Source organism: Methylosinus sp. KRF6 (assembly GCF_018887255.1).
Classification (GTDB): domain Bacteria; phylum Pseudomonadota; class Alphaproteobacteria; order Rhizobiales; family Beijerinckiaceae; genus Methylosinus; species Methylosinus sporium.
On the sequence record NZ_JAHLJF010000001.1, the window covers coordinates 203,896 to 216,033 of the forward strand.

The 12,138-nt window shown below is 65.6% G+C and carries 13 protein-coding genes; 9 read left to right on the plus strand and 4 right to left on the minus strand.

Annotated features, from left to right (window positions below; genetic code table 11):
• Positions 1-171: 171 nt before the first annotated feature.
• Both KP010_RS00985 and KP010_RS00990 read left to right on the plus strand, forming a co-directional pair.
• The gene (locus KP010_RS00985; RefSeq protein ID WP_142864430.1) at positions 172-384 is read left to right on the plus strand and encodes a hypothetical protein; all 213 of its coding nucleotides are present in this window, start codon (positions 172-174) and stop codon (positions 382-384) included.
• 340 nt (positions 385-724) lie between these two features.
• Positions 725-1,261, plus strand: a complete 537-nt coding sequence (locus KP010_RS00990) for a DUF1465 family protein (protein WP_167398743.1) — start codon at positions 725-727, stop codon at positions 1,259-1,261.
• 112 nt (positions 1,262-1,373) lie between these two features.
• Here the strand turns inward: KP010_RS00990 and rpmE are convergent, their stop codons facing one another.
• Both rpmE and cpdR read right to left on the minus strand, forming a co-directional pair.
• On the minus strand, positions 1,374-1,604 hold the full coding sequence (gene rpmE / locus KP010_RS00995) for a 50S ribosomal protein L31 (RefSeq protein WP_108918516.1): 231 nt from the start codon (positions 1,602-1,604) through the stop codon (positions 1,374-1,376).
• Between the two features lie 97 nt (positions 1,605-1,701).
• Positions 1,702-2,076 (minus strand): cell cycle two-component system response regulator CpdR, encoded by a 375-nt coding sequence (cpdR, locus tag KP010_RS01000; protein WP_108918517.1) that lies wholly within the window; start codon positions 2,074-2,076, stop codon positions 1,702-1,704.
• 212 nt (positions 2,077-2,288) lie between these two features.
• On the opposite strand from cpdR, the gene KP010_RS01005 reads away from it, so the two are divergent.
• The 7 genes from KP010_RS01005 (at position 2,289) to KP010_RS01035 (ending at position 11,079) form a co-directional block, all read left to right on the plus strand.
• Entirely contained in the window at positions 2,289-3,212 is a 924-nt protein-coding gene (locus KP010_RS01005) for an N-formylglutamate amidohydrolase (protein ID WP_216280287.1), read from the plus strand.
• A 20-nt stretch (positions 3,213-3,232) separates the two neighbouring features.
• Positions 3,233-4,072: a histidinol-phosphatase gene (gene hisN / locus KP010_RS01010; protein ID WP_142864432.1), complete on the plus strand. Its 840-nt coding sequence runs from the start codon at positions 3,233-3,235 to the stop codon at positions 4,070-4,072.
• A gap of 72 nt (positions 4,073-4,144) precedes the next feature.
• A complete protein-coding gene (locus KP010_RS01015; RefSeq protein WP_142864433.1) occupies positions 4,145-4,522 on the plus strand; it encodes a helix-hairpin-helix domain-containing protein in 378 nt (125 codons plus the stop codon).
• Positions 4,523-4,612: 90 nt separating this feature from the next.
• Positions 4,613-7,087, plus strand: a complete 2,475-nt coding sequence (gene hrpB, locus KP010_RS01020) for an ATP-dependent helicase HrpB (RefSeq protein WP_253203517.1) — start codon at positions 4,613-4,615, stop codon at positions 7,085-7,087.
• 64 nt (positions 7,088-7,151) lie between these two features.
• Positions 7,152-8,546: an MmgE/PrpD family protein gene (locus KP010_RS01025; protein WP_142864434.1), complete on the plus strand. Its 1,395-nt coding sequence runs from the start codon at positions 7,152-7,154 to the stop codon at positions 8,544-8,546.
• Between the two features lie 33 nt (positions 8,547-8,579).
• Positions 8,580-9,401, plus strand: coding sequence for a phosphosulfolactate synthase (locus KP010_RS01030; protein WP_142864435.1), 822 nt, complete (start codon positions 8,580-8,582; stop codon positions 9,399-9,401).
• Between the two features lie 181 nt (positions 9,402-9,582).
• The gene (locus tag KP010_RS01035) at positions 9,583-11,079 is read left to right on the plus strand and encodes a Hint domain-containing protein (RefSeq protein ID WP_185966613.1); all 1,497 of its coding nucleotides are present in this window, start codon (positions 9,583-9,585) and stop codon (positions 11,077-11,079) included.
• Positions 11,080-11,103: 24 nt separating this feature from the next.
• On the opposite strand, the gene KP010_RS01040 is transcribed toward KP010_RS01035, so the two are convergent.
• Together KP010_RS01040 and KP010_RS01045 are read right to left on the minus strand one after the other, a co-directional pair.
• A complete protein-coding gene (locus KP010_RS01040; RefSeq protein WP_108918513.1) occupies positions 11,104-11,490 on the minus strand; it encodes a GtrA family protein in 387 nt (128 codons plus the stop codon).
• 75 nt (positions 11,491-11,565) lie between these two features.
• Positions 11,566-12,120 carry a TIGR02281 family clan AA aspartic protease gene (locus KP010_RS01045; protein ID WP_246659993.1) on the minus strand — a complete coding sequence of 185 codons (555 nt, stop codon included), beginning with the start codon at positions 12,118-12,120 and terminating at the stop codon, positions 11,566-11,568.
• Between the last annotated feature and the right edge of the window lie 18 nt (positions 12,121-12,138).

Consider the following 12,138-nt stretch of genomic DNA (forward strand, 5'->3'; position numbering starts at 1 on the left):
AGGCCTCAAATGACAGGCCGGCGGCGGGCGCGTCAAGCATCATGCGCATTCGTCGTCCCGGCTTTAACCAGCGATAAACCCTGCCGGCGACGCCTGTCGTGGCCTTCACCGTTTCGAAAGCGCTGTTTTGCCAGAGTGAGGCCTTCGGCCGCGTCGATGGAGATTATGCCCATGCCGTTCGAAACTATGGACATCGTCGAGACGAAAGGCGGCGCGCGGAGCGGCCGACCGACGCCCTCGAAAGGCCAATTGCTGCGCGTCGGTCTGATGTTGGCGATCGCCGCGCTCTGCGTCGCCTCCCTCGAGGCCGGCCTCGGACGAAGGGTCGCCGGGGCCGAGCGCGCAGCCGCGCCACAGACCTCCGGCAAAACTGTGAGAACTTGAGCTAAGCCACGAATATGCGACGGCTTTTCAACTGTGCTCCGCCTCGGAACGGCGGAGTGTTCGAGCGACGGTTAAAGCAGATCGATAAAGCTGGATATTTCATTTATTTAAACAGCTGATCTAATATTCTGCATCAGCATTGGCGGCCTTGAAGCGAGCGGGCCGCGGCTGCCGCGCGAGCGCGCCGCTCACCGTGAACCGAGGTATATTACGTACGGACTCGAAGATTAAGGTTAAGCAAAACCTAATAAGGCGCGCCCCGCATTTTTGCGTTACATAGGGATCCATTGGAGCGGCGCGTATCGATCGCCGCCGTTCGAGCGTTCGAGAGCGTCGTATGATGGGGCAAGCGTCGGATTCGGTGGGAAGCGTTCAGACGACGGTCTCCTTCGTGGAGAAGCTGGCCGGGTCTGAGGCCTTTGGGGCCATGTTTCGCGAGGGCATGGCGCTGGTCGAGGAGGCGGCCGGCTATCTCGACGGCGCCGGCCGGGACGACGCCAAATCGCTGCCGCGCCCGGAGGCGCTCGCTTATGCGGCCGAAAGCATGAGGCTGACGACGCGGCTGATGCAGATCGCCTCCTGGCTGCTGCTGCAGCGGGCGGTCAATCAGGGCGAGATCACGAGAGCCCAGGCCGCGAGCGACAAGCACAAGGTGCGGCTGTCGCAGCAGGAGCTGGCGTCGAACCCGGATGTCTTCGCCCATCTGCCGCAGAAGCTGCGCGACCTCGCCATTCACTCGCTGCGCCTGCAGGCGCGCGTGATCCATCTCGATCAGCTGATCTACGGGTCCGAGGCGGGCTATCCGCCAAATCGCGCGGAGAGTCCGGTCGAGGCGCAGCTCCGGCGCCTGCGCAACGCCTTCGCTCCAGGCCTTTGAGGGCTCGGAATCGTCCAACCGGCGTCCGCTTCGGCTGGAGACGCTTTCAAACGAAAAAAGCCGCGCTCGAGAAGCGCGGCTTTTTTTTATGGCGCCGGCGTCGGCCGGGCGCTCACTTCTTGCCGAAAGACATATTGCCGAAGCGCGAGTTGAAGCGCGACAGGCGGCCGCCGCGGTCGAGCAGCTGCGCGGAGCCGCCGGTCCAGGCCGGATGCGTCTTGGGGTCGATGTCGAGATTGAGCGTGTCGCCCTCGGAGCCCCAGGTCGAGCGGGTGAAATATTCCGACCCGTCGGTCATCACGACCCTGATCGTGTGATAGTCGGGATGGATTTCCTTTTTCATCGTCATTCCTCGAAATGAGAGCCGCGCCGACGCCGGCGTTTGGCGGCGCTCATAGCGCATGGCGCGCAAAGGAGCAAGCGCGCGGCGCGTGGATCTGTCAGGCGGCGAGCAGGCGCTGCACCTCGTTGACGAGGTCCTTGAGGTGGAAAGGCTTGGAGAGGATTTTCGCCTGGCGCGGGGCCTGATTGTCGGGATTGAGAGCGACGGCCGCAAAGCCCGTGATGAACATCACCTTTATGTCGGGGTCGAGCTCGGTGGCGCGGCGCGCGAGCTCTATGCCGTCCATCTCCGGCATGACGATATCGGTGAGCAGCAGCTCGAACGGCTCCACGCGGAGCTGGTCATAGGCGGAGAGCCCATTGTCGAAGGACGTCACCGAGAAGCCGGCCGTCTGCAGCGCGCGCACCAGAAAGCGGCGCATATCGGTGTCATCCTCCGCCAGCAGGATTTTTGCGGCAATCTTGTCGGTCATATCGCTCCTCGCATGTTCTATGACATAAGGGCGCATCTGGGTAAAAATCGGGTGAAAATAAGGACCCGCTCACGCCCTGCCGGGAAATTCTGGCCCTTGTTTCGCATGAACCGAAATTTTCGGGAATATGCGCGCCGAAAAGTCTATGCTGCTCGACCTCGATAGGTGCGTGGGCGGAGGGCGACGAGAGTGAGAGCGATGAGGCGCCGACGATGAGCAATGACGAGCGGGCCGCGAGCCCCACGCCCGCCGATCCCGAGCTCCATGTTCCGTTCGAGCTGGTCGAGCCCGCCGAGCTCTCCTCGCCGCTGGTGTTCTCCTCGCCGCATTCCGGCGACATCTATCCGGCGAGCTTCCTCGCCAGCTCGCGGCTCGACATTTCGAGCCTGCGCCGCTCGGAAGACGCGCATGTGCACGAGCTCTTCGCCCTCGCGCCGACGCTCGGGGCGCCGCTGCTCAAAGCCAATTTCCCGCGCGCCTTTCTCGATCTGAACCGCGAGCCCTATGAGCTCGACCCGCGCATGTTCGAGGATGCGCTGCCCGAATTCGCCAATACGCGGTCGCTGCGCGTGGCGGCGGGCCTCGGCGCCATTCCTCGCGTCGTCGCCGACGCCCGCGAGATCTATTCCGGCCGCCTGCGCGTGGCCGAGGCGCTGCATCGCATCGAGAGCCTGCACAAGCCCTACCACGCGGCTCTGCGCTCGCTGATGGAGCGCGCCCGCGACAAATTCGGCGCGGCGCTGCTCGTCGACTGCCACTCCATGCCCTCCAGCGTCGCCAAGGAGAGCGCCGCCGGCCGCGGCGAGAAGCGCAAGCCGGATTTCGTGCTCGGCGATCGTTTCGGCGCGAGCTGCTCGGGGGACATCGTCGAAGCCCTGGAGGCGCGTTTGCGGCAATGGGGCTATCATGTGCAGCGCAATCGGCCCTATGCCGGCGGCTATATCACCGAGCATTACGGCAAGCCGGGCGCCGGCTGGCACGCGGTGCAGATCGAAATTTCGCGCAATCTCTACATGAACGAGGCCGATCTGCGCCGCAATCTCGATTTCGATCTGCTGGCCTCCCGGCTCGGCGAGATCGTCCGGCTGCTGACGCAGACCTTCGGCCCGCGCGAGCAGCGCGCCGCCGCCGAATAATCTCACCGCCCGGAGAGGCAATGACCGCCGTCGATTTCGAGAAATTCGTCGAACGCCTCGCCGACGCCTCCGGCGAGGCGATCCTGCCCTTCTTCCGCACCAGCCTCGCGGCGGAGGACAAAGCCCCCGGCGGCGCCTTCGATCCGGTGACGGAGGCCGATCGCGCCGCCGAGATCGCCATGCGTAGGCTGATCGAGGCGACTTTTCCGAGCCATGGAATCATCGGCGAGGAATTCGGCGATCTCCGCGCCGACGCCGAATATGTCTGGGTGCTCGATCCGATCGACGGGACCAAGAGCTTCATCTGCGGCCTGCCGCTGTGGGGCACGCTCATCGGCCTCCAGCATCGCGGGCGGCCCTGCTACGGGCTTATGCACCAGCCCTTCACGCGCGAGCGCTTCTCCGGCGATGGCGCGGCCGCCTATTGGCGCGGGCCAGCGCGGCATCACCATGTCGAGCCCAGCTGGAAGGCGCAGCCGCCGGCGCCGACCGAGGAGCGTCGCAAGCTGCAGACGCGCCCCTGCGCCACGCTCGCCGAGGCGACATTGATGACCACCTCGCCGAGGCTCATCGACGAGCGCCTCCGCGATGATTTTTTCCGAGTGGAGGCGCAAACTCGGCTCTCGCGCTATGGCGGCGATTGCTACGCCTATTGCGCGCTGGCCGCCGGACATGTGGATTTGGTCATCGAGACCAATCTCAACCCTTACGACATTGTCGCGCTGATCCCGATCGTCGAAGGCGCGGGTGGCGTCGTCACCACTTGGGACGGCGGCCCGGCCGCGCAGGGCGGCGCGATCATCGCGGCGGGCGACAAGCGCGTGCATGAGGTGGCGATGCGGGCGCTCTCTGCGGGATGACCGCAGCCTCCGCCGCTCGACCGCGCTTCGACGAGACGCTACCCTCGAGGCGTCCTAATGCGAGGTCTCGTCATGCGGAATATTTTGCGCCTTTGCCTTCTCGTCCTTCTCTCGACCTTCGCCGCCGCCGCGCTGGCGCAGGCGCCTGCGACCTCCATCGCCAAAGCGGGCAAGAGCGCGCCCGCCAAGCAGCAGCCCGCGACGCCGGCCCCCGAGCCCGCCAAAGAGCCGCCGGCCAAAGAAGCCGCTCCCAAGCCGGCGGAGCTTCTTGACATCAACTCCGCGACGAAAGAGGAGCTGGATGCGCTGCCGGGCATAGGCGAGGCGCGCTCCGTGGCGATCATCAAGGGGAGGCCCTATAAGGGCAAGGACGAGCTCTATCAGAAGAACATCCTCCCCAAAGGCGTCTATGAGAAGATCAAGGACAAGATCATCGCCAAGCAGAAGTGAGCGCGCCCCGCGCGGTTGTGGCTTGCAGCGAATTCTGATCGCTCGAATGGTCCGTTCGAGCGGCAAGCGCTGTGACGCGCGGACGCTTCCTTGATCGCCTTTACCGACAAGCTGCCGATCGACGAGGTTCTGCCGCGCGTGACGGCGGCGCTCGCCCAAGGGCGCAATCTCGTCGTGGTGGCGCCGCCCGGCGCCGGCAAGACGACGCGCATTCCGCTCGCTCTGCTGGACGCCGATTGGGCGAAAGGCGGCAAGATTATTCTGCTGGAGCCGCGCCGTCTCGCCGCGCGCGCCGCCGCCGCGCGCATGGCCGCGAGCCTGCGCGAATCCGTCGGCGAGACCATCGGCCTGCGGATGCGGCTCGAGTCGAAAATCTCCGCGAAGACGCACGTGGAGGTCGTCACCGAAGGCGTTTTCGCGCGCATGATCCTCGACGATCCCATGCTCGAGGGCGTCGTCGCCGTGCTCTTCGACGAGTTTCACGAGCGCTCGCTCGACGCCGATGTCGGCCTCGCTCTGGCGCTCGACGCGCAAGCGGGGCTGCGCGACGATTTGCGCATCATCGCAATGTCGGCGACGCTCGACGGCGCGCGCGTCGCGGGGTTGATGGGCGGCGCGGGAATTGTCGAGAGCGAGGGCCGCGCCTTTCCGGTGGAGACGCGCTATCTCGGCCGCGACTCCAATGAGCGCCTGGAAGAGGCTGTGATCCGCGCCGTGACGCGCGCGCTGGCGGAGGAGAAGGGCTCGATCCTGGTTTTCCTGCCGGGGCAGGGCGAGATTCAGCGCGTCGCCAATTTTCTCGGCGAGCGGCGCCTTCCTGCAGATGTCGATATAGCGCCGCTGTTCGGCGCGATGGATCGCAAGGAGCAGGACCTCGCCGTCGCGCCCGCCGCGCCGGGGCGCCGCAAGGTGACGCTCGCCACCTCCATCGCCGAGACCTCGCTGACCATAGAAGGCGTCCGCGTCGTCATCGACAGCGGGCTCTCGCGCGTCGCCGTCTTCGAGCCCGATCTCGGCCTCACGCGGCTCGAGACGGTGCGCGCCGCGCGCGCCAGCGTCGATCAGCGGCGGGGCAGGGCGGGGCGCACGGAAGCGGGCGTCTGCTATCGCCTGTGGGACGAGGCGGCGACCGTTTCGCTGCCCGCTTTCGCCGCGCCGGAAATCCTCGCCGCCGATCTCTCCGGCCTCGCCCTCGATCTGCGCTCCTGGGGCCTCGACGATCCGAATAAGCTCGCCTGGCTCGATCCGCCGCCGGCGCCGGCCTGGAAGGAGGCTGTCGCTCTGCTGCGCGCGCTCGGCGCTCTCGATGAAGCAGGCGCGCTCACCGCGACCGGCCGCGCGATCCGCTCGCTGCCGCTGGCGCCGCGCCTCGCGCGCATGATCTTGGAAGCCGCCCGCCATGGCGAGGCCGAACGCGCCGCCGATCTCGCTCTGCTGCTCTCCGAGCGCGGGCTCGGGGGAACGTCCAGCGATCTCTCGGATCGGCTCGATCGTTTCCGCTCCGACGGCTCTCGCCGCGCTCGCGACGCGCAGCGGCTTTCGGCGAGCTGGGCCAAGCAGGCGAAAGCCGCCGTCCGGCGTGAGGCGGAAGCCGATCTCTCCGATGGCGCGCTCATTTCCATGGCCTATCCCGATCGCATCGCCAAAGCGCGTGGCGCGGCCGGCGAGTTTTTGATGGCCAATGGCCGCGCCGCCGCCACGCCGCCGCATGACGTTCTCGCCAAGGCGCCTTTTCTCGCGATCGCCGAGATCACTGGCCGCGCCGCGCAGGCGCGCATTCTCGCCGCTTGCGCGCTATCGGCCGAAGAGGTGGAGCGCATCGCCGCCGATCGCATCGAGACGCGCGACGAAACAATTTTCGACGCGCAGAGCGCGAGCCTGCGGCGACGGCGTTTCCGCAGGCTCGGGGCGATCCGCCTCGCCGAGCAGAATCTTTCGGTCGAAGCCAGCGAGGAGAATGCGGCCATTCTCGCGTGCGGCGTCGCCGGCCTCGGCGTAGCGCGTCTGCCTTGGAGCAAGGCGCAGGAGCAATTGCGCGACCGCATCGCCTTTCTACGCCGCGCCGAAGGCGACGACTGGCCGGATGTCAGCGACGAAGGCCTCGCGCAGGGCGTCGAAGATTGGCTCGCGCCTTTCATTCTCGGCCGCGCCAGCGTCGCCGCCATAACGGCCGACGATCTCGGCGCCGCGCTTTCGGCGCTGCTTCCCTACGAGCTGACCCGGCGGCTCGACCTCGAGGCGCCCGCCTTTTTCGAGACGCCGGCCGGCTCGCGCCATGCGCTCGATTATTCGGCAGCCAATGGGCCGCTCTTATCGGTACGCGTGCAGGAGCTGTTCGGCCTCTCTGCGCATCCGACGCTCGCCAAGGGCCGCGTTCCCTTGACGCTGGAGCTCTTGTCGCCGGCGCATCGGCCCATTCAGACGACGCGCGATCTGCCGGGATTTTGGGCGGGCTCCTGGGGCGAGGTGAAGCGCGAGATGAAGGGCCGCTATCCGCGCCATCCTTGGCCCGACGATCCCGCCGGCGCAGCGCCGACGACGCGGGCGAAGCCGCGAGGGACGTGAGCGAAGACGGCTTGATACTGCGGGCCGGCGCGACAGATACGACGGCCTGCAAGGAATCTCGCCAATGACCGAGGTTCAGACGCTCGCGGAATTCGTCGATCGGGCGCAGCTCGAGGAGATGAGCGAGGCCGCGCTGCGGCAATTGAAAATCCGCGTTCTCGACACGATCGGCGTCGCCTTGGGCGCGCTCGACGCGGCGCCGATAAAGGCGATCCGCGAGATGACGCTGGCGCTCGGCGGCGCGCCGATTTCGACGCTCATCGGCGGCGGCAAGACCGCGCCCGATCGCGCCGCCTTCTACAATGGCGCGCTGTCGCGCTATCTCGATTTCATGGACAGCTATCTCGCGCCGGGCGAGACCTGTCACCCTTCCGATAATCTCGGCGCCGTTCTCGCGGCGGCGGAAATGCGCGACGCCAGCGGCGCGGAATTTTTAGCGGCGCTCGCCGTCGCCTATCAGGTGCATACGCGCCTCAGCGATGTCGCGCCGGTGCGGGCGCGCGGCTTCGACCATACGACACAAGGCGCTTATGCCGCCGCCGCGGGCGTCGCCAAGGCGCTGCGTCTCTCGCCAGAGCAAATCGCCAACGCCATCGCCATCAGCGGAACCGCGAACAACGCCTTGCGCGTGACCCGCACCGGCGCGCTCTCGCATTGGAAGGGCCTCGCCTATCCCAATACGGCGATGGCGGCGACCCATGCGGCGCTGCTCGCCGCGCATGGGATCACCGGGCCGGCGGAAGTTTTCGAAGGCAATAAGGGCTTCGAGGAGACGATCGCCGGGCATTTCGAAATCGACTGGCTGCGCGAGGATTTGGAGAGCGTGACGCGCACGATTCTCAAGAAGCACAATGCCGAGATTCACTCGCAATCGGCGATCGACGCGGCGCTCGACATTCGCGCGCGGCCGGGGTTTTCGGCGGCTTCTGTGCGTGAGGCGCGGCTCGAGACTTTCGCGGTGGCCTTTCAGATCATCGGCGGCGGCGAAGAAGGCAACAAGCGCCTGGTGCGCAATAAGGAGGAGGCCGATCACAGCCTTCCCTATATGCTCGCCGTCGCGCTCATCGACGGCGAGGTGCAGCCGGAACAATATGCGCCGCAGCGCATTCTCGCCGAGGATGCGCAGACGCTGCTGCGCAAGGTGAAGATCGCCCCTTCGCCGGAGCTTACCGCTCTGTTTCCGAAATTTCTGCCGGCGCGGCTCGCGATCGAGCTCGAGGACGGCCGTCTGCTCGCCTGTTCGCGCGATGATTATCACGGCTTCTATACCGATCCCTTCGATTGGGACGCGGCGCGACGAAAATTCGATCGCGTCACGCGCGAGAAGACGAGCGAGATCGAGCGCGACGCCATCGCCAATGTGATCGAGACGCTCGAGCGGCGACGCGTCGCGGAGCTGACGGGACTGCTCGGGCGGATCGGCGGATCGACGGAGGGAGAGCGACGAATGCGAGCCTGAAGGCTCGCATTCGAGCACATCAGGGGAAACGCCATGGTCGAGACCACATTCTCCTTCATTCCCCGCGCCGCGCGCACGGGCAAGCCACGCCAGCGCGGGCTCACCGAAATTCGCGGACCTTATTACAGCGCCTATGGAAAACGCCATCTAGCCGATCTCTTCGAGACCATGGGCGCCTGGATCGACGGCGTGAAATATGCCGGCGGCTCCTTCGCGCTGATGCCGCCAGAGGCGGTGAGGAGCTTCAACAAGACCGCGCATGACCATGGCGCCTATATCTCGACCGGCGGCTGGCTCGAGAATGTGATGCGCTTCGGCCCTGAGGCGATCGGCCGGTATATCGAGGAAGCGAAATCGCTCGGCTTCGATGTGGTGGAAATTTCGGCGGGCTTCGTCAGCCTGCCGGTCGACAGCCTGCTGCGGCTGGTGCGCATGGTGAAGAAGGCGGGGCTGAAGGCCAAGCCCGAGGTCGGCATTCAATTCGGCGCCGGCGGCGATACTTCGGCGGCGGAATTGGAGGCGGAGGGAACGCGCGACGTCTCCTGGCTCATCGCGCAGGCCGAGCGCGCGCTCGACGCCGGCGCCGACATCATCATGATCGAGAGCGAAGGGATCACCGAAAATGTGAAGCGCTGGCGCACCGATGTGGCGGCGCGCGTGATCGACAGTCTCGGGCTCGAGAAAGTGATGTTCGAGGCCGCCGATCCGCCGGTCTTCGAATGGTACGTCAAGAATTACGGCAATGAGGTCAATCTCTTCGTCGACCACTCGCAAATCGTGCAATTGGAGGCGCTGCGCCAGGGCATTTGGGGCACGAAGAGCACTTGGGGACGCATTCAGAACGTCGGCGGGTGAGGAGGCCGCGACGCGACGTACGAGTTGCAACGGATTGATAGATTGCAACTTGTGGTTTATAAATAGACTCAAATCAAGCTTTATTTCTATTATCGGATTTAATTCGAGGTTTCAGTCGAGATAAACGTCTCCCATTCTTCTGGATTTTAGTCCTCTCTATAGTGTTGGTATGGTGATCAAGATGGGCACTTCTACAGTAAATTATACGATTCCCGCCAATGTGGCGGAGGGAACTCCCGGCATCGACGTCACGCTCAATCTGACTTACGCCGATGCGGTCAATTCCGACGGCTCGCACACCGTGACGAGCGCGACCGGGACCTACACCGTCAACGGAACGGTCTATAATGTCGTCGGCGTCGTCGACCCGAGCGGATCGCCCGAGGGCGCCGACAATCATTTCTGGCCGGGCGGCGACGGGCCGAATGGCGCCTATGTCGATTACAGCGGCGTCAATTTCATTACCGACTATCCCGCCGCCAATGGCAATCAGACCGGCGGAAACGGCAGCTATGTCGGGCCCAATGTCGATCTCTACTATGATCCGCGTCAGCAAGCCTATCTTCAGGACACGGGCGTTCAGAAGAGTCCGCTCGCCGCGACCAATTTCAGCGCGACCGTGACCTGCTTCGTCACCGGCACACGCATTCGAACGACGCGCGGCGAAATCGCCGTCGAGAATCTTCGCGTCGGCGATCTCGTCGTGACGACGGAAGGACGCGAACGTCCGATCGTTTGGATCGGCCATCGCAAGATCGATTGCACGGGGCGCGCGCAGCCGCGCGACGCCTGGCCGGTGCGCATCGCGGCGGCCGCTTTCGGCGAAAATCGCCCGGCGCGCGATCTCTATGTGTCGCCCGGCCATGGGCTCTGCGTCGAATGCGTCGGCGAGGCGCTGATTCACGCGCAAAGCCTCGTCAATGGCGCGACGATCACCCGCGTCCCGGTCGAGACGGTCGATTATTGGCATGTCGAACTGGAGAGCCATGATATTCTGATCGCCGAAAATCTGCCCTCCGAGAGTTATAGCGCCACCGGCGAGCGTGGATTCTTTCTCCATATCCAAGGCTCGCCGGCGTCGGAGCGGCGCCTCGACTCCGACTTCTGCCGTCCCTTCGCTTCACCGGCGATGATCGCGGCCGTGCGCGAGCGGCTCGTGGCTCGCGCCGAGCGCTCGGGCTATTCGCGCGAATTCGATCCCGACGTGCGGCTTCTGGTCGATGGCGCGGAGATCGCTCCGATCCGCGCCAATGGCTCGGCGATCTTCTCGTTTCCGCGTGCGGCGCAGGACATTCGGCTCGTCTCGACGAGCTTCGTTCCGGCCGATGATTCAGGGCTCGGAGGCGACACGCGCCGGCTCGGCGTCTCGCTGAGCGGCCTCGTGGCGACCGACGGTCGCGAGATCGCGCGCATTCCGTTCGATGATCCGCAGCTCGCCGCTTTCTTCCATCCCGAGGAGGCGAGCGAGCAACGCCCCTGGCGCTGGACTCGCGAAGAGGGGCTCGCGCTGCCGCCGTCGCTCTTCGCGCAATTGAGCGGCGCGCAGATCGCGCTGGTCGTCGCTTATAATTGCGACGAGATGCGCGGCTGGGCGCCGCCTCTGTCGCGAAGCGAGGCGGAGGAGCGCGCGCTTCGCGGCGTCGACGTCTTGATCGCCGAGGGCCGTGAGGCGGCCTGACGATCATGGCGCAGGATCGGCCGCTCAGGCCGGCCCTGCGCGGAAGGTCCACAGGCGGTTGCCGAGATAGGACCAGAAGAAGACGATCCCCGTGGTGACGATCTGCGCCGGAAGATAGGGAGCGCCCATGCGTTCGATGAAGAGATTCATGAATCCATAGGTGAGGCAGAAGCCGACGAAGGCGACGAGGGCGAAACGCCATGTCGTTTCTTCATGCGGGCGGTCGCTCTCGAATGTGTGACGGCGATTGAGGATGTAGGAGACGATTCCGCCGGAGAGATAGCCGGCGAGCGCGCCCGGAACCGGCGGCCAGGCCAAAAGCTCGACGAGCCCGACGAGCACGCCATAATGGAGCGCGGTCGCGACGACGCCCACCAGAGCGAAGACGGAGAGCTGGCGGGGGAGCGACATGCGCGGACAATCGCATGTTTTCCGCTCCCGCGCGAGAGGCCGGGCCCACGGATGAGACCGGGAGGCGCTCCGCGCCTACTGACGCAGAACCAGCTTTCCGTTTCCCGCCTCGATATGGGACAGGCGCGACAGAAAGGTCATGCCGAGCAGGCTGGCGCCGAGGGCGCCGCGCTCGGCCACATAGGCGTCGACGTCGCGCAGCGCGACCTGACCGAGACGGGCCTCGCGCAGCTTCACCCACGCCATATGGGCGACGCCATTTGCGGTCTGGGCGGGATATTTGAAATCCGCGGGCGCCGGCAGACAGCCGATCGCGGCGGCGTCCTCATAGGACAGCACGACCGTGCTCGCGCCCGTGTCCACCAGCATTCGGACGCGCTGGCCTTCGATTTCGACATTGGCGGAATATTGGCCGAGACGATCGGCGGGAATGATCGCCTCGCCGATCGCGGCGTTCGGCGTCGCCGGCGCGACGGGCGCATAGGCGCGCATCGGGGCGGCATATTCCGCCTGAGGGCGGTAGGGCGCTGTTTTGGCCTGCACCTGGGTGAGAATGTGAACGAGCGATTGAGAGGCGACGAGCGTGAAAAACGCCCCGCCGATGGCGGTGCGGAGGATAGAGCTGGACATCGGCATGGTCCCTGAACG